23 protein-coding genes are annotated in these 21749 nt (G+C 62.3%); 6 read left to right on the top strand and 17 right to left on the bottom strand.

Annotated elements, in window-relative coordinates:
• Window positions 1-99 precede the first annotated feature (99 nt).
• A complete protein-coding gene (locus ASG92_RS11200; RefSeq protein ID WP_056627988.1) occupies window positions 100-390 on the bottom strand; it encodes a hypothetical protein in 291 nt (96 codons plus the stop codon).
• A 249-nt stretch (window positions 391-639) separates the two neighbouring features.
• Here ASG92_RS11200 and mobC point away from each other — a divergent pair, with 249 nt between their 5' ends.
• The 4 genes from mobC to ASG92_RS11175 all read left to right on the top strand — a co-directional run bounded on the left by mobC (window position 640) and on the right by ASG92_RS11175 (window position 5649).
• On the top strand, window positions 640-1032 hold the full coding sequence (gene mobC / locus ASG92_RS11195; protein ID WP_240987094.1) for a plasmid mobilization relaxosome protein MobC: 393 nt from the start codon (window positions 640-642) through the stop codon (window positions 1030-1032).
• A complete protein-coding gene (locus ASG92_RS11190; RefSeq protein WP_056627985.1) occupies window positions 1029-2651 on the top strand; it encodes a relaxase/mobilization nuclease domain-containing protein in 1623 nt (540 codons plus the stop codon). Before mobC ends, ASG92_RS11190 begins: the two co-directional genes overlap by 4 nt.
• 110 nt (window positions 2652-2761) lie before the next feature.
• A complete protein-coding gene (locus tag ASG92_RS11185; RefSeq protein WP_346762991.1) occupies window positions 2762-3691 on the top strand; it encodes an ABC-three component system protein in 930 nt (309 codons plus the stop codon).
• A 215-nt stretch (window positions 3692-3906) separates the two neighbouring features.
• Window positions 3907-5649, top strand: a complete 1743-nt coding sequence (locus ASG92_RS11175; protein ID WP_056627980.1) for an ABC-three component system protein — start codon at window positions 3907-3909, stop codon at window positions 5647-5649.
• A gap of 58 nt (window positions 5650-5707) precedes the next feature.
• Here the strand turns inward: ASG92_RS11175 and ASG92_RS11170 are convergent, their stop codons facing one another.
• From ASG92_RS11170 to ASG92_RS11095, 16 genes are all read right to left on the bottom strand, one after another.
• Complete coding sequence (locus ASG92_RS11170; RefSeq protein ID WP_056627978.1) at window positions 5708-6250, bottom strand: hypothetical protein; 543 nt, start codon at window positions 6248-6250, stop codon at window positions 5708-5710.
• Window positions 6251-6491: 241 nt separating this feature from the next.
• Window positions 6492-6845: a hypothetical protein gene (locus tag ASG92_RS11165; protein WP_157372186.1), complete on the bottom strand. Its 354-nt coding sequence runs from the start codon at window positions 6843-6845 to the stop codon at window positions 6492-6494.
• 366 nt (window positions 6846-7211) lie between these two features.
• The gene (locus ASG92_RS11160; protein WP_056627973.1) at window positions 7212-8183 is read right to left on the bottom strand and encodes a hypothetical protein; all 972 of its coding nucleotides are present in this window, start codon (window positions 8181-8183) and stop codon (window positions 7212-7214) included.
• 4 nt (window positions 8184-8187) lie between these two features.
• Entirely contained in the window at window positions 8188-8967 is a 780-nt protein-coding gene (locus tag ASG92_RS29755) for a DUF4913 domain-containing protein (RefSeq protein ID WP_240987093.1), read from the bottom strand.
• Window positions 8968-9028: 61 nt separating this feature from the next.
• On the bottom strand, window positions 9029-10894 hold the full coding sequence (locus tag ASG92_RS11150; RefSeq protein WP_082579457.1) for a type IV secretory system conjugative DNA transfer family protein: 1866 nt from the start codon (window positions 10892-10894) through the stop codon (window positions 9029-9031).
• A complete protein-coding gene (locus ASG92_RS11145) occupies window positions 10878-12497 on the bottom strand; it encodes a hypothetical protein (RefSeq protein WP_056627967.1) in 1620 nt (539 codons plus the stop codon). Before ASG92_RS11145 ends, ASG92_RS11150 begins: the two co-directional genes overlap by 17 nt.
• Entirely contained in the window at window positions 12497-14002 is a 1506-nt protein-coding gene (locus ASG92_RS11140; protein WP_056627965.1) for an SCO6880 family protein, read from the bottom strand. Before ASG92_RS11140 ends, ASG92_RS11145 begins: the two co-directional genes overlap by 1 nt.
• Window positions 13999-14205, bottom strand: coding sequence for a hypothetical protein (locus ASG92_RS11135; RefSeq protein WP_056627964.1), 207 nt, complete (start codon window positions 14203-14205; stop codon window positions 13999-14001). The genes ASG92_RS11140 and ASG92_RS11135 overlap by 4 nt, the downstream gene beginning before the upstream one ends.
• Before the next feature lie 7 nt (window positions 14206-14212).
• Window positions 14213-15523 carry a hypothetical protein gene (locus ASG92_RS28275; RefSeq protein ID WP_157372185.1) on the bottom strand — a complete coding sequence of 437 codons (1311 nt, stop codon included), beginning with the start codon at window positions 15521-15523 and terminating at the stop codon, window positions 14213-14215.
• Between the two features lie 2 nt (window positions 15524-15525).
• Window positions 15526-15822, bottom strand: a complete 297-nt coding sequence (locus tag ASG92_RS11125) for a hypothetical protein (protein WP_056627961.1) — start codon at window positions 15820-15822, stop codon at window positions 15526-15528.
• Between the two features lie 425 nt (window positions 15823-16247).
• Window positions 16248-16559, bottom strand: coding sequence for a hypothetical protein (locus tag ASG92_RS11120; protein ID WP_056627959.1), 312 nt, complete (start codon window positions 16557-16559; stop codon window positions 16248-16250).
• A 10-nt stretch (window positions 16560-16569) separates the two neighbouring features.
• Window positions 16570-17202 carry a DUF6668 family protein gene (locus ASG92_RS11115; RefSeq protein WP_056627956.1) on the bottom strand — a complete coding sequence of 211 codons (633 nt, stop codon included), beginning with the start codon at window positions 17200-17202 and terminating at the stop codon, window positions 16570-16572.
• 8 nt (window positions 17203-17210) lie between these two features.
• On the bottom strand, window positions 17211-18776 hold the full coding sequence (locus ASG92_RS11110) for a hypothetical protein (protein ID WP_056627953.1): 1566 nt from the start codon (window positions 18774-18776) through the stop codon (window positions 17211-17213).
• 70 nt (window positions 18777-18846) lie between these two features.
• Window positions 18847-19329, bottom strand: a complete 483-nt coding sequence (locus tag ASG92_RS11105; RefSeq protein WP_056627950.1) for a hypothetical protein — start codon at window positions 19327-19329, stop codon at window positions 18847-18849.
• The gene (locus tag ASG92_RS11100) at window positions 19330-20409 is read right to left on the bottom strand and encodes a M23 family metallopeptidase (protein ID WP_082579459.1); all 1080 of its coding nucleotides are present in this window, start codon (window positions 20407-20409) and stop codon (window positions 19330-19332) included.
• The gene (locus ASG92_RS11095) at window positions 20406-20828 is read right to left on the bottom strand and encodes a hypothetical protein (protein WP_056627947.1); all 423 of its coding nucleotides are present in this window, start codon (window positions 20826-20828) and stop codon (window positions 20406-20408) included. The genes ASG92_RS11100 and ASG92_RS11095 overlap by 4 nt, the downstream gene beginning before the upstream one ends.
• A 203-nt stretch (window positions 20829-21031) precedes the next feature.
• On the opposite strand from ASG92_RS11095, the gene ASG92_RS11090 reads away from it, so the two are divergent.
• Together ASG92_RS11090 and ASG92_RS28270 are read left to right on the top strand one after the other, a co-directional pair.
• Window positions 21032-21385 carry an HTH domain-containing protein gene (locus tag ASG92_RS11090; RefSeq protein ID WP_056627944.1) on the top strand — a complete coding sequence of 118 codons (354 nt, stop codon included), beginning with the start codon at window positions 21032-21034 and terminating at the stop codon, window positions 21383-21385.
• 88 nt (window positions 21386-21473) lie between these two features.
• The gene (locus tag ASG92_RS28270) at window positions 21474-21701 is read left to right on the top strand and encodes a hypothetical protein (RefSeq protein ID WP_157372183.1); all 228 of its coding nucleotides are present in this window, start codon (window positions 21474-21476) and stop codon (window positions 21699-21701) included.
• The last annotated feature ends 48 nt before the right edge of the window (window positions 21702-21749 follow it).

Below are 21749 nucleotides of genomic sequence, written 5' to 3'. Positions count from 1 at the left end.
GGTGGTTGTGTGCAGGCGGTCAGGTGGGTCCCGTCGTCCCCATGTGTGCGGGAAAAGCCCGAAGGATTTAGCTTTTGCCGTGCCCATGGGGGCGAGGGGTTAGGAAGCCTCAGCGGCACCGTCGCGCTGGGCCTTCGGTTTGCGGGGACGACCGCCGACGTTCCTGGGATTCGGTTCGATGCCGAATCCTTTAAGGTCTGCTTCGGTCCAGCCGTGTGTGGTCGCCTGGCGGTGAAGCTGGCTCAGCTTCCGTTCTGATTCCGCGAGTGATTCACGCGCCGCACGGAACCTCTCGGAAGCGGAGGCGATGTCGCGGATGAAGGCGATGCGCGCTTCGCGGTCGGCGTCAAGTTTGCGGGCGGCGGCCTCTTCGATCTGTTGAATGTTCATGACCACCATCCTAGCGACGTGGCGCGCGAAGACCAGCGCCTCCACAGACGGCCGGAGCTGGTGGCTTTGCTGTTCCCGGACGGGAGGTTTGAAAACCGGGCAAAGTCCTGAGGGAGGAGCAAGCTATACATTTACTCATGGGTAAATGGCTTGTCAGCTCGACCGGGCGTCGTGCTTCTGACACACTGGTGTGTGAGCCCCCGATCTTTCGGGGTCGCTGCGCTGGGCATGTGAAGGGATGTTTCGGGGATGGACGACTCACCAGAGGCCAAGCGCCTTGGTAAGTCGCGCCGTGACAATGTTCCCGGTGGCCGCACCCGCAAGGTCGAGGTGTACGTCACGGATGAAGAGAAGGCGGCACTGGTCGCCCGGGCGATCCAGGAGAACGTTAGTGTTCCCCGGTTGTTGTTTGATTCCGCGTTCTCGGAATCGGGTGAAACGGCGACTGACCGCCGCAACGTCGCTGTGGAGCTGTTGGGCATCCGGACGTTGTTGGGTGCGATTTCGAACAACATCAACCAGATCGCCAGGCACGCCAATGCTACGGGTGAGTTCCCTGAAGATGCGGCTGCTGCGGTGGACGCGGCACGGCGGTTGATGGTGCGTATTGATGATGCGGTTGTGTCGGTGATGCGTCCATGATGCCGAACATCACCAAGGGCACGCGCATGGTCGGGCTGATCATGTACCTTGCTGGTCCGGGGCGCTCCAACGAGCACACGGACATGCGGCTCATCACTGCGTCCGATGCCATTGTCAGCGTCGGGCATGGCGATGCCTTGAACGCGGCGAACGCGAAGACGCTGGCTCAAGAGATGGACATTCCGAAGGCTGTCTTCGCCGCGGACTCCACGGGCAAGCATGTGTTCCATGTGTCGCTTAGTTTGAAGGCGGAGGACGGTTCACTCTCTGACGAGCAGTGGGCCAGTATCGCGCAGGACTTTGCCGAGGAGATGGGATTCAGCGGCAGTGACGGGAAGCCGCCATGCCGGTGGGTCGCTATTCACCACGGTGTGAGCAAAGCCGGTAACGATCACATCCATCTGGCTGTTTCGATGATTCGTGAGGATGGCACCCGGTGGAGCCAGCACAACGACCAGCCGCGCTCTCAGAGGGTCTGCGCTGCGCTGGAGGAAAAGTACGGGCTGCGCGTTGGACGTGGCGAGCACGCTGAACGCGGTTACCACCCCAAGGAGCAAGCCGCCGCTCGTGCCCAGGGACTGGCGGAATTGCCACGTGAGACGCTGCAGCGCAGTGTCCGTGCTGCCAGTACGGCGAGCGTTGATGAGGCTGAGTTTGTTCGCCGGCTGCGCGGCACGGGTGTTCTCATCCGACCTCGCTTTGCCCAGGGAAGTACGACCGTTGTTGAGGGTTACTCGGTTGCGTTGAAGCCTGCCAGCCGCTCTGATAAACCTGTCTGGTTTGGTGGCGGAAAGCTCGCCCGCGACCTGACGCTGCCGAGGCTTCGTTCGGGCTGGGACGGTTCGCAGGATGCTGCCGATGCCGCGGCTGTTGAGTGGCAGGCCGTAGCGGGCGGGAAGCGCATTGTTGCCCCCGGACGGGAGGCCCTGCAGCCCACGGCAGAGCAGTGGGAGAAGTACACCGCCGAGGTCGGGTCACTGTACGAGCGGATCAAGTCCGTGCCGGTTGATGACCCTGTCCTGTGGGCGCGGGTTGCGCGGGAAACGTCAGGGGTTTTCGCAGCGTGGAGTCTGCGTACCGAGGCTGTTCCTGGACCGCTTGCTGACACGGCCAAGGCGTTGTCCCGGACAGCGCAGTTGCGTCGGTTCCCGACCAGGACCGAGCACGCACCTCTGCCGAGTGCCAAGGGCGCCGGGATGCTGCTGATGCAGTCTGCTGTCGGTCCGTCGACGACGGCAGGCGAAGCCTTGTTGCTGGCCCAGCTGCGGAACACCATGAGGGCCATTCACGACATGCACCAGGCGTCCGGCAGGCTCGCAGACGCCGAGCGAGTGCGCGTGGCCGCTGTAGATCGGCTGCGGGAAGTGAAGGCACGCATTGACGGTGCCGTCGTGGCCCCGGCCCAGCCGGCCATGGCGTCCCAGCCTCCTTCTGCGACGTCGAAATGGATTAATGCGGCAGAGGCGAAAAAGGGGGTGGACGAGAACCTTGAGCAGCTGAAGTTCCTCATGGAGGTCAGCCGCCCGCCCATCTCGCCAAGTGCCGACCAGGAAGGCGTGGCTCCTGTCGCGGAAACTGCGAAAAGCAAGAACGGCAAGGCGCGCGGAAAAAGCCGCTAACCTCCGGGGCCCAGGGGAGGGCCTCGCGGGCTGAGGGCTCCCGCGGGGATAACATTAGGGGCCAAGGGGACCTTCGGCGCTGGCGAGGGCGAAGGAATCGGAGGGTGATTATGCTACTTACGGCCAACTGGCGCGAGTGGTATCACTTCCGTCACCAGCAAGCGTGCTTTGAGTCCGGGACGAAGTTCGAGGACTATGTGTCTCGAGTCCTCGGTCTGTTCCACGATGACTTCGTCAACCCTGCACCGTCAGGTTCTCTCGGGGATGGTGGGTGTGACGGACTCGCCGAGTCTGGAACGATCTTCTATGCCTGTTACGGTCAAAGGCCAGGACGAGACGCTGAACGGGAGCTCGCAAACAAGATCAAATCGGACTTTGCGCGAGGGCTTGCCGAGTGGGATATGTTCCACACATGGCGATTCGTGACTAACGCCCCGGTCGGGCCAGTTGCCCTCAGGGCCTTCACTGGTCTCCAACAAGATCATGGAGCATCCTCGCAGCGCCCGCTCACGATGCGTATCTTCAGGACCGAAGAGCTATGGGTTGTTGTGGTTGCCACGCTCGCTGCTGCCACCCTCAATGATCTTTTCCCTGGTGCCCCGGGAGTTGAAAACATCGAGCTTGCAGATCTGCTCCCTTTGCTCGACTCGATTGGCTCAGCGGAGGAGGAGCCCGAGAGCGGCGGAGCTGTGCTCCCTGTTCCCGTAAACAAGATGGACTTCAACGAGTTGCCCGAGGCAAGTCGAATCGAGTTCAACGCTGGACGGCTACTCGCTCCACGGATTGACCGCTGGTACGAAGAGTCTTCGGACCCTAATCTCTCCGCCAAACATGGTGAGCGGTTCCGCGCGCTGTATCAAAGTGCACGGACAGTCACTACCAACCCGGTTGAGATCCTTGAAAGGCTGTATGTCTCCGTGGCTGGGGCGAACTTCCGCATGGACGGGCGACGCGCGAATGCAGCATTCGCAGTCGTCTCGTACTTCTTTGATACTTGCCATATATTCGAGAGGCCGTTGGACAATGCTCCTGCCCACTAAAGGGTTGTCGTCGGAGCGAGCTCTCTTGACCATTGGGTCCGAGATTCTCGTTCATCTCCGGGGGCCGATGTCTGTCTCCGCATTGTGGGACGCCTTCAACAGGAGGCAGCGTTCGTCGGCGCGGGTCACGTTCGACTGGTTCTCGCTCGCTCTGGCCGCTCTCTTCGCCCTCAAACTAATAGATGTGACCGAGCACGGCTACCTTAGGCGGTCCATTGTTTCTTGAGAGCCTGACCTCATCTGACAACCGGTTCAAGGGTCTTCGCTTCAAGGACGGTCTGAACATCATCGTCGCTGACCGCACGGACGTTTCTGACCAGGGCGATAGTCGAAACAGCATCGGTAAGACGAGTTTTGTGAAGATTCTCCGCTATCTCCTTGGCGGTGACCTCGCGCCCGAGTTTAAGGCAGCAGAACTTAGCGATCATTCATTCACGGCCACCATGTTGCTCCCTTCAGTTTCACCTGGGGAGTTCGACACAGTCACAGTGACCCGCACAGTCTCCCCCACGACACGCCTCCAGGTCTCGGGATGGTCTGGCCTCGAAACGACCGGTCTCCACATTGATGAATGGCGTGCTCTGCTCGCGAGCAGAGTCTTCCAAATCCCCGAAGACGTAACGCGTCCGACCGTGGGTCAAATTTGGGGACAGCTCATCCGCAGCTACTTCGGCAACCCCATCAAGGGGCACCCGTCAGAAGCGGACTGGGAGTCGGGAGTGAAGCTGGGATTCATGCTGGGACTCTCCCCCGAGATCCTTTCGGGCGCCGGAGCTCTAGACCGGATGACAAAGCAAGGCAAGGCGATTAGAGCTGCGGTGAGAGAGGGTGCGCTTACGCACCTGTCGCTGGACGAACCAAGGCTTCGCGCCCAACTTGCGACCGCACGCCGCCAGCGGGATCACATGCAGAACGATTTGCACGCATTCAAAGTCGACGACCAATACGCTGAGCATCAGCTGAAAGCCGATCGTCTGAGCGCCTTAATCCAGCAGCTCAACGATGAAGCCCTCGCGCTACAACGACGAGCAAGAGAGCTGGACGACGCACTGCGGGAGGAAGCCGGCGAGTCCGACCATGATGCGTTGGCTGCGAAGCTGGTCCGTGTCTACTCGGAGATCGGCCTCGTTCTCCCGGAGACCACTCGTCGGCGCTACCACGAGGTTGCTGCGTTCCACGACTCAGTCGTGAGCAACAGACGGTCATTCCTGGAACAGGAACAGGAAGCCGTCACTGTGCGGCTGGAAGACATCGACACTCAACGCCGCCGCCTGGACGGCCAACGTTCGCTGGTTATGCAACTGTTGAGCGAAACAGTAGCCCTAGACACCTTCCTCAGGGCGCAGCGGGATCTCGCCGAACGAGAAGCCGGTGTCGCTGACCTGGAGCGCCGACTTGAGGCGGCTAACTCGGTCAACACGATCAACGACACCATCAAGCTAAAGACCGCAGAGTTGGTCACCTCAGTGCGCTCCGAGTTGAACGAGCGTGAAGGTAGTGTCGACGAATCGATCTCCCTGTTTGGTGCTCTCGGGGCGGAGATTTACACCGACCGTGAAGCATCCCTCTTAGTCTCACCCACAGCTAATGGAATCCTCAGTGTCACGCCTCGGATATCCGGGGACGCAAGCACAGGTATTCGCAGCGTTGAGACCTTCATGCTTGATGTCGTATGCGCCGTAGCAGCTATCAAGGCAGATAGGGCGCCCGGCATCCTCGTCCACGACAGCCACCTCTTTGATTCGATCGACGGGAGACAGGTGGCCTCGTGTCTAAATGTCGGAGCTCGGCTCGCCGAAGAGTACGGTTTCCAGTACGTTGTGACGCTGAATTCAGATTTCCTCAAATTGGTCGAAAGCCAGAGCGATGGGGCCTTTGATGCTGACCCCTACATCTTGAGCACTCGACTCACCGACGAGACGGACACGGGCGGGCTCTTCGGGTTCCGCTTCGGATAGGCTGCATGCCGCCTCTGCGCGATCCGGCACGCTGGGCTGGCCCCTCCTGAGCGCGACACTAAGCGGCAGCAAGATCCTTCCGCAGGCTATCCAAGAGCTCGTGCACCCAAGGGCCAGGCTCGGGCACGTTCAGGCCGTAATCGTCCCGTTCCCGGATATCGAGTGTTATCCCATTGGCGTACTTCGCTACAAATACCGGGGAACCTTTGTCGCTGCGGTAGTCCTTGGCGCCGCGGATCTCAATCTCGGTTATTGAGCTGCGGGGTACGGCCTGAACAAGAATTTGAGGATCTGCGCCAGCGCTCGTGAATTCCACGTAGCCCAGGATTCCCCGGCTGAATACTGCGAAATGGTAGTCGCGGGAGGCGGGGTTGCTATTTGGAGCGTTGACGATGGTTGCATGCTCGATGTCTGACCCGACGGCCGCAATAAGCTGGGAAATCGCCCGATTGACGTTCTCTGCGTGCTGTTCGTCGTAACCAGAGAGTTTTCCGTGGCTTTTTATGGTGTCTTCATCCACTAGCCGGTGGTTGTTGAAGGTGCCGTTCGATCGTTCGAACCCCTTAAGAATTTTGGCTGCAGCTTGTTCGGTGCTTTCCATTGCATGTGACCCTTCGTCGTTTCGTTTCATGAGGCTGCAACCACCCTACTCGTGGGGATCCAGTCCACATTCCGATGAGCCTGTACCCACAGCGGGGGACCAGCTTTGGGGAGTGGAGTGTGTGTACTGGTGTAGCACGTTCCCATGTTCGTCAGAGAGCCATTGTGCGAGCACAGAGGAGCCGCCCTTCAGTTTGAAGGGCGGCTCCTCTGTTGTTCCCGCCAAGCAGTGCTGTTCCGGTTCAGCTCACCGGCAGCCAGGCCGTGGTGTAGGCGCCGTCGCGCATGAACGTCGCGAACTTCTGTTGAGAGGTCACAACCTCGGCGGGGACTTCGGCGTGCGTGACGATCACCATGAGGCCTCCCCAATCCTTGATGGCATCGAAGGCCTGGGGAGGCATGTCGGCTTCGTATCCCATCCCGATCGGAAACAGACTGAAAGCCACAGCGTTCCCGATCCATTGGGCCGTCCAGTTGGGATCGGAAGGTGCGCCTAAGGGAAGCTTTCCGGGCTTGGAAAAGCCTTGGGACAAGTACCAGTCGTTCAGGCTTGGCGGCCACTGCTCGATACCAGCGCGGAACGCGAAGCCGTCCACGCTGGGGTTCAAGACCGCAACAGCAACGGGGCGGGGTTTCTGGAACGCGGTCCCCCCCGACAGGGATCAGCACTCCCGAAGTCGTCCATGTCATTTCGGTGATCATGGACGCTGCCATGGGTGTGGCCGTCGTAGGTGGGCAGGTTGCGTGACGCGCCCAGACGTGGGGGACGAAATCCGTCGCGGCGTCCAGCCGGACCTTCTGCCCGGCCGCCAGAGGCTGCCCGCAGGCGCGGCAGTCTCCGCCTGCGTGGATGGAACTGCGCATATCCGCAGCAAGCTCCGGGCCGAAGTAGGCGTCCAGGCTGGGGTCTTTTACTACGTCCAGTCGCATCAGAAGCTTCCTTTTGTAAGTTGTGGCATCGTCTAGCGTCCACCTTTGCTTATCTGGTGGGCGCGGGGGATGTTGCTGTTCTTCCGGGCCTTGGTGGCGCTGGGGGCCGGTCCTTTCACGGCGGCGGTTGGGTGGGTGCCTTGGCTGACGTCTGCGAGGATTCGGGCGTCGACGGTGGCTTCGTCTGCTTTGCCGTGGAGGGTACGGGCGAAGTCCTGGCGACGGTCTGCGGTGTCCCAGTTCTCCACGGCCAGCGCGTCGGCCTTGGCAGCTTCCTGTGCGTACCAGGCGGCGTCGTCCGTGGTGGGTCCGCTTTCCATCTCCAAGGGGATGATGTCCCGGAGGTCCTCAGCGCGTGCAGCTGCAGTGTCACCGTCCAGCCGGGAGCCGGTGGCGGCGGCTTCCTTGAAGTAAGCAGCGGAGCGCAGGTCGTCGGCGCGGGAGAAGTCCGGCTTCGCGGCAGGTAGGGTCGGTGCCTCCGGGCTGGATAGCCACGAGGCGACGAGTTGGTTGTTCAACCGCTCGCGGTCGCGGCTGTTGGTGGTGTTGATCATTTCGCGCGTGTGCAGGCTGTCAAGGAGCGGGTCCTCTTCTGCTGCCCACTGCTTGGCCTGCAGCAGAGCGGTGAGCTGTCCTGGCCCGGGGCCAGCGACGATAACGCCCCGCTTGGCCAGCTGTTCGTCCATCACTGTGTGGATCTTGGCAATGTCAGCGTCTTCCTTGGCCCACGCGGTGGCGGACTGGTAGGCGGCACCGATCTGTTCCGGGGTGGCCGTGTCCCACCACCGGTCCTCGGCTAGAGGAGCGAGGGCGACGCGGGCGGCGTTGCGCTCTGCGTCGAAACGCGCGATCGCTTCCCGGCCTTCCTGCTCGCTTTGAGCGCGTGCCTGCTCGATGTGCTGCTGGCGGGCACGCGCAGCTTGTTCACCGAGCCGCGCCGCGAACATCAGTGCCTGGCGCAGGAGGTCATCGAAGATTTCGTTGATTCCATCTGATTCGCTCATGGCCTTACTCCTCTGTGTCGTTTACTGATGGGCGTACATCGGGGAATAGCTCAGGCGGTGGGGACAAGAGTCGGAACGCCTTGATGCCGTCCGGTGCCGTGGCGTGCCCACGGTCAACGCTGCAGCCATCGAACGGGCCCTTGCCGTCCAACAGAATGGGCAGGTGGTGGTCCATGTGGTCTTTCATGAACACGCTCATGCCGGTCTTTCCGTCGAGTCGAAGGTGTTCCCATGCCCGCCACAGCGCTTCGAATCGGATGATGGCTTCGGCGTGCCGCCACCATTCCGGGCACCACGTCGTGGTGGAACCGTTGGCGCTGATCTCGCGCCGGTACATCGGCACCAGGTACTCCTCGACCCATTGGGCGGTCGAGCCGAACACCAGTTCCGCTTCCGGCTCTGGTTCATCTTGCGGTGATGCGTCCCCGGTTGCCGGTGCAGCTTGTGGGCCGGCCGCTTCCGGTTCGGGAGAGGCGGCAGTGAGGACACCGGAGGCGAACATCTCCGAGATCCAGTCCTCGATGGCCCGGAACGACCACAGCGGAGTGCGGCCCCAGTTCAGGGGTTTGGGGGCGTCGCCGTGGGTGACGAGTGTGCGGAAGGTGCTTACAGTCATCTTCTCGGCACGGTCACCAACCAGGGCGACGACCTCTCCGGCCGTCAGCTGGAAATCCTCGACTTCCTCACCGTCCTCTTCCGAACGGGCGGGAGCCTGCTCGAGGGCAGTGTCCGGCAAATCCTTTTCCGGAGGGGAAGGAATCTCCGTCTCAGGCTGGTCTTTCATGGCTGGCTCCGTGGTTTCTGTCGGGAGAGTGTCGGACCAGGCGTCCATGGGGCCGTGGTTCTCACTCATTGCCGGCCGCCGTGATCCATCGCGAGGCCTGAACCGCCAGGGTGGGTGCGGGTGCTTGGGCTTTGTAGGCGACCACGACGGGGTTGGTGTCGGCATCTTTGCGTTCGAGGATGGCTGCGGTCATTTCCTTGCTCTTCTCCGAGGGGTCGTAGATGTTCAGCGAGAGCCATACCGAGTCTGCGTGGCGGCCGTCTTTCCATTGCTGGGTTTTGATCATGGTGGCCGGTGCGCCGGAACGCTTGACCACGGCACGGCCGATGGGAAGTGCTGAGAGGTCCGCGACGGAGAGGATGCTCTCTTTGCCGGCGTCCGGGTTCACTGACCGGGACTGTCCTGTCTTGGATGAGCTCCTGGAGATGGTGTCGTAGGTGTACTCACCGACCAGGGACGAGAACTGGCGCAGGAAGCCTTCCTCATCGATGCCTGAGCCGATGACCTTCACGGAGCTGGCGGAGTAGATTTTCCGCATGCCCTTCTCTCCCCACAGTTCCTCTCCTTGCGAGTAGGACTGCAGGTAGGCCTCGGGAATGATGCCCTTGGAGCCGTAGTGGCTGTACTTGTCGGGCAGGTCCTTCCAGGGGCAGACGTTCGCGATTTCATCGAGCGGCATCAGTAACGGCACTGCGAGGCGGCGCCCAGGCTGGGTCATGGCGTATTCCTCTGCCGCGTCTGCCACAGCTACCGTCAGCGCCGTGGTGAGCGCTGCAGCTGAGCCTCCGCCTTCCTTGGAGAGCACGTACAGGGTGTCCTTGGCGGACCGGACGAACTCTTCGGGGCCGAACTGCGGCCGCGAATCGGAGGCCGAGAGCGGGTTGACCCATTGGAGGGTGCTGACGAATTTGAGGGTCTGCACCATTGCCTTGGCGGTACCCACCACGCCGTCCCGCTGTGCCGGTTCGTATTGGAGCTGCGCCTCCAGCGACGCGGCGTAGGCGGCGTAAATCCCGTTCTCCTGCTCGCGGAGCAGGCGGCTGGGTTCGGTGGGCTTGCCCTGGTTGATCCAGTCATAGACGACGCTGATCGGCTTGTTGCCGATCGCGGCCGCGAGGAACAGGGACGTGAGCATGTCCTTGCCCTCGTTATCGAAGTACGCGTCTCCGGTGACGTTCGGGCCGCGGCCGGCGACCATGAAGATTTCGGCAAGCTTCATGGCCCGCTCGTCATTGCGCACGTAGGACAGTGGGTTCCACCACCAGGTCGCGGCGTCCCCGCTGATCATTTGCGGGTCGAAAGCCCAGACTTGGCCTTTAACAGAGCGGGCAAGGCGCGTCGCGTCGATCACGTCAGGTTTGTTCGACGTCGTGGCCACGGCACCGGGCGCGTCCAGGATCCGCGGGATCACCTGTGTGGAGGACTTGCCCTGACGGGGACCCCAGATTTGCAGGACCACTGATTCGAAGTCGGCGTAAACCTTCTGCGCACCAGCCACGGTGATACCGATGAACGCCCCGATGGAGCCTTGCACGCCGAACCTGGCCGCCGAGGCGGCCACCGACTTCTCGGTGATCTGTGCGATGTCCTTGCCGCGTCCCATCAATGTTGCCTTGTGATCCACACGGGTCCGGCCTTTGCGGGACCGCACCACCAAAAGAAGGACCAGCAGAGCCAGTACCAGGATCAGTACCGCTGTCGCGGCGGCCACCACCGTGGACGACCCAGACCAGCCGACTTTGCCGCCGACCAACAGGAACGGTGTTCCGAACGGGTTGGCGGGGAGTTTCTGCCCGTCGCCGCTGAGCATTGAGCCGCCGTAGATTCCGGCGTCCAGGACGCCGATGATGATCACGCACAGGCCAAGGAGAGCGAAGCCGGCCTTCTGGCCGGACGTCATCGTGTTCCCTCTACGCTGCTGCATCATGGTCGGTCTCCTCAACGTCGGGGTCGGTAATGCCCAGCTGGCGTTCGATCTCTTCCGGTGCCAGGCCTTCCTTACGCAGCACCTCCCAGCGCTGGTTGGTGTCTGCTACCCGGTCCTCGACGGATGTCAGTCGCGTCTCGACGGGGATCCCCGGACCCTGCCCGAGCTTGATCAGGAACTTTCCCCGGCCGAAGGGAGCCTGCTTTCCGCCACGGGAAGTTATGTTCTTCGAGTCCGACCAGGACACGATCCGCTGCCGCTCGGCCCGGGTCATGTTGCGAAGATTCTGGACGGCATCCATTTCAGAGCGGCCCAGGCCGCCCATGACGAGCATTGAGCAACGCTCGGCGAAGCCCTGGGCTTTCTTGCGGTCGGCCTCATCGGCCACTGCATCGAAGTCCTTCAAGGTGTGGGAGATCATCATCTGGCCGACGCCCTGATGCCGGTTCAAACGGGTCAGGGAGTCCGCCCGGTCCACGATGCCGCGACCGATCCGCAGCGCCCGCCAGAGTTCATCGAGCACGACGTTGTAGTTCCGGCGAGGTTCCAGGCCGGCATCTGCAAGGACCTGGGAGACCTTGACGGCCGCGAAACCGGTCGACCACGAGGCGAGCATCGCGGCTGCCTGTTGTTCCGGCAGGGTGTCATCGATGGCGGACAGATCAAAGACGCAAGACCGGGTGATATCCAGCCGGTCTTCTTCCCGTGTGTGTCGGGAGAACATGCCACCGATGGTGCTGCCGTCCGCGATGCCGTTGAGGGACTTCTGCAGGGCATCGGTGGAATCCGCGTACCGTTCGTCGTCTCCACGATCCAGGACCGCGTTGCGGATAGCCTCTGGCCTTTCCGCAATGACCTGGGCCAGGTCTTTGACCAACGGCACGCCGTCGAAACGGTCAAAGAGGATGCGCAGCGCCTTGTCCAAAACAATGGTTTCTTCCTCAGAGATGGAGGAACCACGAGCTACTGTCAGCAACGCCATCAGCAAGGACTTGCGGTGATAGTGGGCCTCTGTCAGGACTTCCTGACGCAACCCACCGGTAAGCCGCTCGGCTGCGCGCTCAGCAATGGCCGAATCCAGCGGGTTCAGGTAGCCGCGGTCATTGCCGAGCCTAATGACCTTGCCGCCCACCATCCGGGTCCGGAGAACGTGCTCTCCCTTCACATCACCCAAGACCATGGACAACACCCCAAAGGCGTCCAGACCCATCATGATCTTGCCCACCAGCGTGGACTTACCCAGCGCCGGGTTGGACATGAAATACGCGCTCGGGTTCGGGATCAGACCCCGCTGGTAGGCAGTGAAGTGGTCCAAGCCGACGATGTTTCCGGTCAGGATGTTCGAGCCTAGAGGAACGCCGGCCAGCGGTGACCCGGCCCCGGATGAGAACGGGAACAGCCCACAGATCTGACGGGACGAACCCCGGTATTCGGCGGGCAGGTCGATGTAGGACGCCTGTCCGCCACCAGCCAGCGCGTACCCGCGTTTGGATGGGGCCATGTACGCCCGTCGACCGGCCTTGCGGATCCGCTCAACATCGGGAAGCTGGAGGGCGGGTACCTCCAGCACGTCGTCGTTCTTGGTGAAGGAACGGAATTTCATCAGATAGCCTCTCGGACACGGGCAGGGACGGCAACGTAGTCAGGCAGCACCAGGCCAAGGGGCAGGCTCGCGGCGAATGCCACGTCCTGTGAGCCGTATGCCGGACGGATGGTCAGCTGCGCGGTGCCGGCAAGGTCTTCGATCTCATAGGACGCTGCACGGGCGTCTGTCGAGCGCATGACCGTTGCGGTGATCACCATGCCGAAGTTGATCAAGGACGCATCCTTGGCCACCTCTTTTGCTGTCTGTTCAGCAGAAGCCAGTTCCGCTGCGGCACGGTAGCTGGGACGGGCGGTGGCCGTTGCGCGGACCTTGGCGGCGTTTACGTCGGCCTCGGCTACGTCCATGGCCGAACCGGCTGAGACCGGGCGGTAAAGCATCGTGACGCGCTTGCGGTCAACGTCGGCGCTGGGGGTCAGCAGGTCCTCGAAGACATTGGAGAAGACGACCCCACGCGGCGCGATGGACATGATCCAGGACTTGGAGAAGCCCGACGCGTGCCGGTACCACTCCCAGCCTGCTTCCGCGGCGACCGGCCCGGCGTTGTCCCAGGTAACAGGAGGCGTCACGCCTTGGCTGTGGGCCGCGTCGAAGTGTTCAGCGAGCATCGGGTCATAGGCGCTCATGACAACCTCGCAGAGCTTTTGCGCGGTCACAGGGTGCGCATCCCCGGCACCGCACACCTCCAAATGCTCTGTGAACTTACCCAGACGGGAGCCAAGATCAAGCCCGATGTCCTGAATCTTGCGGTTCCGTTCCGCTCCCGGACGCCACGTGGTGAACGTCAGAGCAATGTAGGCGCGCGTCACGGCCGACTGCTGCGGGAAGGTGGCTTTGACCTCTTCCATCATTTCCCGAGCCGTAGCGGAAGCCCCGACGGCCATGTTGGCGTCGATCTCGTGCCGGAGACGCACTCCGTAATCAGGTGCGGTTTCGACGGTAACCGATGCAGCGACGATGTCAGAGGTCTTGGACAGGCCAGAGAGCCAGGCTCCCCAATTCGCCACGTAGGAATCGATGTTCTCCCGGTCATCAAGAGCAAGCCCGGTCGGTTCCACTTCGATGACAACGCTGACGTGGTTCGTCGTCGGCATGTGCAGCAGCGCGAACGGCCGCATAAAGCTGTCCTCGAACTGGTGCAGCTCAGAGGTTGCCAGAAGCCCCGGCAGCCGGCACTTGCCCGTGGGGACGTGCCCAACCGGCCCGGAACGGTAAACGTTCCGCCTTGCCCGAGAAGACCGGTCAAACAGGCGTCGGGCGATGATCCGCTGGCTCATTGAACGGCTGTGCTTATCACGCACCGTCAAGGCCGAGAACGCCAGACCAAGGACAACCAGGCCAATAGCGCCGCCCAAGGCCCCGGTGAAACGGAACAAGATGATCACTACCAGCAGGCCGCCGATCAGCAGCCCGGTTTCCAGCGACCCCAGCTTGCCGATACCGCCAGTGCGGGGCTTGCGCCAGTTCCCATAGGTCGGTTCCGCATAAATCGTCGGTTCACTCATGACCAGCGTCCCTTCTTCTGGAGAGCGGTCATGGAGAGATCGGCCATGTCAGGCGAAGGTTCGATGAACCTCACGGGATCAATGACCGGCATTCCCGAAACGAGCGGATGGGTCCACCTTGCGGCCTTGCCGTCCCGCGGCTTGCCGGACACGTGTGTGCTTTCGTTGAGGCTGCTGAACTGGATGTTGTGGCTGTTTTCCATGGTTTGTTTATCCTTTGCTTCCGGACGGGCCCTCGCCCGTAGATGATTCCGCCGCACTCTTAGCGGCCTCTGCGCCCTTCTTGGCGACCCGCGTGGCGACGGCGATCCCGGCACCTACGGGGCCTGCAGCTGCAGCAGCACCCGCACCAGCACCAGCTCCAGCGGTTGCCGCACCTGACCCGGCCGTCGTTGCGCCGGCTCCAGAGGCCGGGTTTGTGGCGGCACCCTTCGGGGTGCTTCCCCCGCTCCCCTGACTCGGTTTGGAGCCCGACTCAGTTGCGCCCTTCGGCCCCTTCTCCCCTGCCGTACCGGGAGAGGAAGAGGAGGAACGGTGCCCGCCCGAGCGGCTACCGCCCGAGAAGCTGCCCTTGTTGATGGCACCCGTGGCCAGCGAGCCGGCCATTGCACCCATTGCCGCGCCGCCACCGCTGCCACCGGCTACTGCCCCGACCATTGGACTGACAAAGCGCATCAATGCGGGCAGTGCGATCAGAGCGATGAACATCAGGCCGAGACCGGCGAGGATCTTCACGCCACCGGTTCCGTCGTCCTCCTTGCCAAAGACGTTCGCCCCAGTGAGCTTGAAGGCCGTCGCGTAAATCAGCGCAGCCGCTGGCTTGTACAGAACGAACGCGATGATCCAGCCCACGCAGCGTTGGAACCACTGCCGGCCCATCTCCGTGTTCGTGAAGGCCGCCGTCGTGGGGAATATCCCCGCCAACACAACAAGAAGGCCCGAACGGAACACCATCAGCACCAGCTGCATGAGGGAGATGATCACGGCGATCAATCCAAGGACGATGACGAGGATGACGCCGATGTTGCCCGACAGGTTGATCATCAATGCCAGGTTCGCTCCGAAGCCAACCCCGGCCGTTGCCTCGTCTATCAACCATTTCGCGAGTCCATCCGAAGCCGTGACGAGCAGCTGGATTGCTGCCACTCCCCCGGCAGAAACCAAGATAAAGCGGACAAGACCCACAGCGACCTGGCGCAGCGGTTCGCCGCGCTGTTCCCAGATCATGCGGCCAGCGCCGATAAGGACGGCAAACACAGCCAAGGAAAGCGTCCAGAACCACAAATGGCCCTGCAGGAACTCGACCTCAGCAGAAGCGGCCGTTCCCGACGAGATCAGCGGAGGGGTATCCACGTTCACCCAGAACGTGCCCAACCACGCAATCGCCTTACCAAAGGCCTCAGTCACACCCTGGGCAACCTGCTCCAGAGCACTACCGGCCAGGTCCTTGACGACATTTCCGGCGGCACAGCCGATTCCGAATAGCCCGCAGTCCGCATCCTTTCCTTCGAGGGGAAGCATGATCAGACTCCCGACCACGGGACGAAGTCAGCCATGTCGTCGATCGGAGACAACGGCGAGAAAGAGGACAGGTCAACCTTCCAGTCACCCTGCACCCATTTCAGCGGAAGCGTCTGCGAGCCCAATCCGCCTTGCGAGTTCTTTATTGCGACGACCACAGCGGCAGTGTGGTCACTGTAAGCCTGAATGCGAAAGCCTGCGATCTGAACATTGGTTCCCTCGCGCGGTGCGCTAAAGGGCGGCGGAGTGGCGAGATATTTGTCGCGAGTCTCACTTGGAGCCGACAGGCGTTCGATCATGATCTTCTGACCGTCCGCCCGGCTCGAAGTACCTACGAAGTTGGCGGCCGCGAAGAGAGCTCCGGTGGGATTATGGGCATAGCAAGTCCGCGCTCCGGAGTCTGTCTTTCCAGGTCCAAAATCCGCTGGAGCGGTAGGGACGGCTGTTTTGCCGTTGAGTTCCCATTTGGATGTGAGCCCAGGGCCGGGGATCGTCTGGTCTCCCTGAGGAAGACCGCAAATGCTGTCCCCACTCGTTGCGGAGGGTTGGGCGGAGTCAGTCGTTACGGTGGGTGTTGGCTGTCCGTTGGGTGCTGCCCCAACAGGCGGGAGCAGTGCATAAACCAGAGCCAGAACCAGGATCACGACGATAACCCCGCCCGAGACCAGGAACCATGGCCGGGTGAAGGGGTTCTCTGCCTTGGGTGTTGATTCAGTGCCCTCGCTCATGCCGAACCACCCGAGGCTGTTACGACGGCCCCTACGAGGCCGGATGCAACCGCGGCAACAATGCAGCCACCGAGGACCCAGATCAGACCGGTCGCAGCCTGTCCGCCACCGTTGCCCTGCCGGTGGTCGAACATCATCTTGCCCGCGACGACCATAACGCCGGCGACGGCCATGGCGAAGACGATCCATGAGACCCAGCCCAGGATGGTCAGCAACCCGTTCGCGCCCGGAGGAGTGCCCTCAATGGGCTTGGGGATCTCCGCGAAGACGGACCCTGCGGCCAGGACGGTGTTGGTGAATACAGACATGTTTCGTTCCTTACTGTGATGGTGTGTGCGCTGCAGTGTGCAGCTGGATATCTGCCACGACGTTGCGGACTTGCCGGGGCAAATCCGGCAACACCGGGCTTAGGCCCCGCCGCCAGTCCTCCACCCACGGCATCCGCCACATGTGGGGCACAGCGCCGGAGACAGTGATGATGAGGTCTTGCAGGTCTTTTGGCAGTTTTGACGGCGCGTCAGAGACGATCACCAAACCGGCCAGGGCCAAGGGATCGAGCGCCCCTGAGGCCCATTCAATGGCTGCGGACTGAGCCGAACGCAGGCCCTTGGCGTTGGAACGGCAGACAAGCAGCGCGCTGTCCTTACCCTCAAGGAGTGGCAGGTCCTCCCGGACCGGCCACGCATGTGAAGCCCGCATGGAACCGTCCAGCATGGAGGCGATGGTTGCTTCCCCCGCCCCGCCGTGGGTTCCCAGAACCCACAGCCCTCCAGGGCTGCCGTCGATTTTGCGCCGGCCCAAGTGCCCGGCACCGGCCATCGGGCCGATACCCTTCTGAGGGCGGGCCGGACCCAGTGGCAGACGGGCCACCGCAACCGGGGCGCTTACGCTTGCTTCCGGGTCTCCGTTCACCGCCTGAATCCATTTCGATTCCTGCCCTGTGGTCATCATGGTTCTTCCTAGTGAGCTTGCGTCGTCTGGCCACGGCGGCCGGTGGTGGTCAGTGTGGTGGGGTTGGCAACGGCATCCTGCAGCTGCACAACCAAGGCAGCTGAGATGCGCACCAGCGCCGCACGAGTAGCCGGTGCCAGCTTGTCCAGCGTGATCGCTCCCCGCTCGGCCAGGTGGGCGTCGTAGGGGACGGTGAACATGCGGTCAGCGGCGACGCCGGTCTGGTGCATGAAGTCCTTCACCAGACGCTCGACCTTGTATTCAGGGCGGCCGTCCGAGACCCTGACGACGATGGCCCGCTTGGCGAGCTCCCGGAAGTGAGGATCGTCGTGGGACTCAAGGAAGTGGAACAGCTCCACTGCCTCACCCATCGAATCCGAAGCGTTCATCATCGGGACCAGGAGAGCGTCCGAGGTTGCCATCGCGCCGGCAAATGCCGAGCTCGTGTACACGTTGCCGGAGTCCATGGCACGGATTGTGTAGAACTGATCGATGAGCGCGGACACAGTCTCAATAGACTCCCGGTCCAGCGGAGCGCGGCGGGTCGGGCTTGATCCGAAGGTGTGCGCAAACGAGGTTTGCGGGAGAGCGTAGCCCTCCAGCTGGGCCTTGGTGGTCACGTAAGCGGCGTTGAGCACCAGCTCCCCGATGCCGCTACGCTGCTCACCCTCTGAGCGGCCCGCCAGCTGGCCGGGATCATCCGAGACTTCCATCATCGCGACGGAACCGCCACGGATGGAGGCGAGGATCCCCGAGACAGAGACGGTCGCCGGGGTTTTGGCCGAGTTGCCCTTCTTATTGGCAACCGTGAAGGCCACAGAACCGCGCTGCCACGTGGCCTGACGGATGATTCGCTCGCAGCACAAAAGCTCAGCCTGCTCGCGGCGTGCAGCTGTTTCACTCAAACCTGGAGCCAGCTTCGAGGAGCCTCCGGTGGCCTTATTGAGCCACCCGTTGAAGCCTTGCTCTGCAGGTCCGTCCTGAAGGAAGTCGTCCAGGTCGTAGCCGTGACCGAGCACGTAGAACAGCGAGTCGTCCTTCTCCCGCTCAGCAACGGTCGTCACGGTGGACGCATTCACGAACTCTGGATTCCACCGCCTGGAGGCCGCGGCTGCGCTTTCAACCATCCCATCCGTTTCCACCGAGACTGGTTCCGGAGCAATGACCGGCGCAGGACGGCTGGCCCGCTCCCGCGTTACAGCAGGGGCGCGGTCCTTCACAGCCACGGCCGTGGCCGGCGCTTCCCGCCGCACAATGACAGGCTCGGCCTGAACTTCCGGCTGAGGAGCCTCAACCGGGTCTGCCGGTCGCTTGTCATCGAGCCTGAGTGTGCCGTCAGGGTGGACGAGCAGCACCTCGATGCCCTCGTCGTCGCTGGTCGTGACGCGCAGGGTCTGGCCCGCCAGTTCTGCTTCCTTCTGCACCATACCGATCAGCGCGCGCCGGACGTCGTTGGTCGACTCTCCGGATACCAGCTGTTCGTTCGTGCCGATCATCAGCACGCCAGTGTTGTCCCCGTTGATGCGGGCACTCATGGGAGGGAACTCCCGGATGGATTCCTTGTCGGTTGCCATGTCATCTCTCTTTCTCGTCAGTTCCTATTTGCCGTATGTGTACGGCCCTGCAGGGGTCGGGCCTGATGGATCAGGCGTCCTTTGGTGCGATTGAAGTGACCAGCCACGGCTCGTGCTGGTCCATCCGATGAAGGAGCAGCACCCACGGGCCGTTGTTCGTGGCGAACTCCGCCATGACCGTCATCGGGTTACCCTGCTCCCGGGTCAGTACCGGTCCGGAATGGATCGTGTTGACGCGGACCCTTGCCGGGTCGATGTACTGGGCATCGACGGCGTACTCCTTCGACAGGTGCGGGAAGATGTCCGTGTACCACTGCCGCTCGGGCACGTCGGGGCGGGCGAACAGGCCCATGACCTTCGTGGCGACGGCCTTGACGTCTTCTTCTGACCTGGCATCCCACGTCACTTCCGGGACGTTGTGATAGTGCTCCTCTGCTCCGTGCTCGTCTGTCGTGGCGCTCGGGATGGGTTCCGTGCTGGAGGCCGGCGAACACGCGGACACGGCCAGCGCGGACACGGCCAGGACGAGGCTCAGCTCTTTCCAACGGTTCATTTACAGCACTCCCTTTTCCTTGAGGATTGGACCGGGGTTGGTAGTGGCATTGGTCGGGACCATGGGATTGGGCAGCGCTCCCGGGAAGAACTCCATATGCAAGTGGCGGCCAGTCACGTTGCCGGTAGCACCCTCGGTGCCCAAGGGGGTCCCAGCGGAGACGACATCGCCTTCCTTGACCTTCACCGACCCGGCTTCCAGGTGGTACATGCCGATGGTCAGCTTGCCGTCCATCGTCTGGCCGGTCACGCCAGTGCCGAAAAGCCCCTCAAGGTTCCGGACCTTGACGATTTTCATGTCGGTGACCGCGACGATGGTGCCGGCGCGGCCCGGCATCGCGAAGTCGATCCCGTAGTGGAAGTTGGCCAGCACTCCCCCGGCCGTGCCTGCAGGGGCGGGACGGGGACCGTAACCGCTAGTCATGATCGCGCCGTCCATGGGGTGTACCCACTTGCCGGCCAGTTGGCCCACCACAGAACCGCCAGCTGCAGGGCACGCGCCGGAAGCGTCGATGCCTGAGGCGGCTTCCCCGCCAAGAGCCTTCACGATCTCAGTAGCAGGACCACGGAACTGGGCGTAGTGGTTCGGGTTGTCGTTGCGCTGCACGCGATGAATCGCGACGCTCGGCTCCAGATCTTCCCAACCAGGAAGATTCTGCAAAGCCTTGAAGAAGTTCGTTGCCGAGATCGTGGGGTCCATGCGGTCCTTGTAGGAACCCCACGCGCCATTCGCCCGCTGCTGGAACAGTCCGCGGGAATCCGGGCCCGCCCCGTCACCGTGGTCAATGACGCGCAGCGTCGATTCGCCAATAGCAGCCTGCACGCCCAACAGCTGAGCTGATGCCGGCAGCGCGAGTGCCTTCGCCGCCTTCATGATCGCCGCAGCGTTCTCCAGCTGCACGCCCGAGAAGGCCCCCACCGCGCCGGGAGTCTTGGACCCACTCACTGATGCGGAAGGTGCCTTGCAATCCGCTGCCGTAGCCGGGGAACCACCCAGAAACACGGGGATCCCCAGCAGAATAGCGATCGGCAGCAGGAAAACAGTGACGGCGGCAACTGCGCCGACTGAACTCTTGTTCACGCGGACACCCCCGTGGCCCTGCTTACCCACGACAGAGGACCAGCTGCTTCCACGGTCAGGACAACATCCGGGCGGCGGACACGGAACACTTCACCAGGGCGGCCGTCGTCGAAGACGCCAGCGGCGGAGTGGCACGTCAACAGGCCGGCGCTCACCAGATCACTGACAACGCCGCCAAGGGACTTCCCCAACCCGGTACGCCGGGCCAGACCGGCCTCATACGTCCCGCGGGCTGCACGGCCCTCTACAAACTCGCGCTCATCCATCAGGCCCAGGAGCTCAGTGAGTATCTTTCGCTGGCCTGAAGGGACAGCGAGGCCGTCAACCCAAGAGCGGAAAGCCTCACGCTCGCGGGCCGCGCGCTCCCTCAAAGTGGCGTTCATCGGCCACGGCGTGCCGAACGGCAGCAAGTTCTTCAAAACTGTCCTCCCCCTGGAACATCGCTTCCTACCTAACCAGCGGCCTCCGACAAGCTGACGGATTATCCATTCGATGGACCGGGCGCTATTGTCCACACAATCCGCCAAAAACGCTTGTCACATGACTCCCCTGTGGAGAAGATCACGCCGCCTCCAGCCAGTGCGGTTCAACATCGTCATATCACATTATATGGCATATCATCGTGAGTGCACAGTTGATAGACAATAGGGAGGTGCCGAAATATGTCCCACTCGCGATTCCTGGCTCCACGGAGGAGTCCTTGAACATGCTTGGGGTCAACGCGCTCCGATCATCGATCCTTAGATATCTTGCCCAGCACCCCGAGGGAGCGACCTCCGGTGAGATTGGGCGCGACATCGACGTGGACTACCGGACCGTCTGGAGATACCTGAAGGAGATCGAGACGCAGGGCGGTGTGACCTCCGAACAGGCCGAAGGCAAAGGGCAATCAGACCGGTGGCGCGTCTACAAATTGAACGTGGACGCGCGAGAAGAAGCCGTCAAGACGTACCTGGGCTTCCTTCGAGGGAACTAGCACCGCCATGTCGCATTTAACGGCACAACATCGCGATTTGGGCGTGTCGCTCACCAATTCGGTCTACGTACATCATTAGGTTGGGACCATGGCTGATCGACTCCCTTGGGGTACCCGGAAAGAACCTGTCCGTCTTGGTTGGGCGATTGAAGGAGCGCGTAAAAAGCGCCTCGATGCCATGGCGGAGCGGGCCGGCGTGTCCAGCGCTGTGTTCCTGGAAGCCATGATCGATCATGTGGAGGCGGAAGTTACCGCCGAAGGGCTGCCGTCCTGGTGGTCCCATCAGAAGGGCGTGCTGCCTCTTCCAGCAGCTTAAAAGCTGAAGGCCCGCACTAGGCGGGCCTTCAATAAGTATGCGTTCAGA

Source organism: Arthrobacter sp. Soil736 (genome assembly GCF_001428005.1).
Taxonomy (GTDB): Bacteria; Actinomycetota; Actinomycetes; order Actinomycetales; family Micrococcaceae; genus Arthrobacter.
This window is presented reverse-complemented; position numbering and strand designations above follow the sequence as displayed.

Bases quoted from the DNA above. Each gene is read 5' to 3' on its own strand.
- ASG92_RS11200 (WP_056627988.1), bottom strand. From the start codon at position 390: ATGAACATTCAACAGATCGAAGAGGCCGCCGCCCGCAAACTTGACGCC.
- mobC (WP_240987094.1), top strand. From the start codon at position 640: ATGGACGACTCACCAGAGGCCAAGCGCCTTGGTAAGTCGCGCCGTGAC.
- ASG92_RS11190 (WP_056627985.1), top strand. From the start codon at position 1,029: ATGATGCCGAACATCACCAAGGGCACGCGCATGGTCGGGCTGATCATG.
- ASG92_RS11185 (WP_346762991.1), top strand. From the start codon at position 2,762: ATGCTACTTACGGCCAACTGGCGCGAGTGGTATCACTTCCGTCACCAG.
- ASG92_RS11170 (WP_056627978.1), bottom strand. From the start codon at position 6,250: ATGGAAAGCACCGAACAAGCTGCAGCCAAAATTCTTAAGGGGTTCGAA.
- ASG92_RS11160 (WP_056627973.1), bottom strand. From the start codon at position 8,183: ATGAGCGAATCAGATGGAATCAACGAAATCTTCGATGACCTCCTGCGC.
- ASG92_RS29755 (WP_240987093.1), bottom strand. From the start codon at position 8,967: ATGAAAGACCAGCCTGAGACGGAGATTCCTTCCCCTCCGGAAAAGGAT.
- ASG92_RS11150 (WP_082579457.1), bottom strand. From the start codon at position 10,894: ATGATGCAGCAGCGTAGAGGGAACACGATGACGTCCGGCCAGAAGGCC.
- ASG92_RS11145 (WP_056627967.1), bottom strand. From the start codon at position 12,497: ATGAAATTCCGTTCCTTCACCAAGAACGACGACGTGCTGGAGGTACCC.
- ASG92_RS11140 (WP_056627965.1), bottom strand. From the start codon at position 14,002: ATGAGTGAACCGACGATTTATGCGGAACCGACCTATGGGAACTGGCGC.
- ASG92_RS11135 (WP_056627964.1), bottom strand. From the start codon at position 14,205: ATGGAAAACAGCCACAACATCCAGTTCAGCAGCCTCAACGAAAGCACA.
- ASG92_RS28275 (WP_157372185.1), bottom strand. From the start codon at position 15,523: ATGCTTCCCCTCGAAGGAAAGGATGCGGACTGCGGGCTATTCGGAATC.
- ASG92_RS11125 (WP_056627961.1), bottom strand. From the start codon at position 15,822: ATGATCGAACGCCTGTCGGCTCCAAGTGAGACTCGCGACAAATATCTC.
- ASG92_RS11120 (WP_056627959.1), bottom strand. From the start codon at position 16,559: ATGTCTGTATTCACCAACACCGTCCTGGCCGCAGGGTCCGTCTTCGCG.
- ASG92_RS11115 (WP_056627956.1), bottom strand. From the start codon at position 17,202: ATGATGACCACAGGGCAGGAATCGAAATGGATTCAGGCGGTGAACGGA.
- ASG92_RS11110 (WP_056627953.1), bottom strand. From the start codon at position 18,776: ATGGCAACCGACAAGGAATCCATCCGGGAGTTCCCTCCCATGAGTGCC.
- ASG92_RS11105 (WP_056627950.1), bottom strand. From the start codon at position 19,329: ATGAACCGTTGGAAAGAGCTGAGCCTCGTCCTGGCCGTGTCCGCGCTG.
- ASG92_RS28270 (WP_157372183.1), top strand. From the start codon at position 21,474: ATGGCTGATCGACTCCCTTGGGGTACCCGGAAAGAACCTGTCCGTCTT.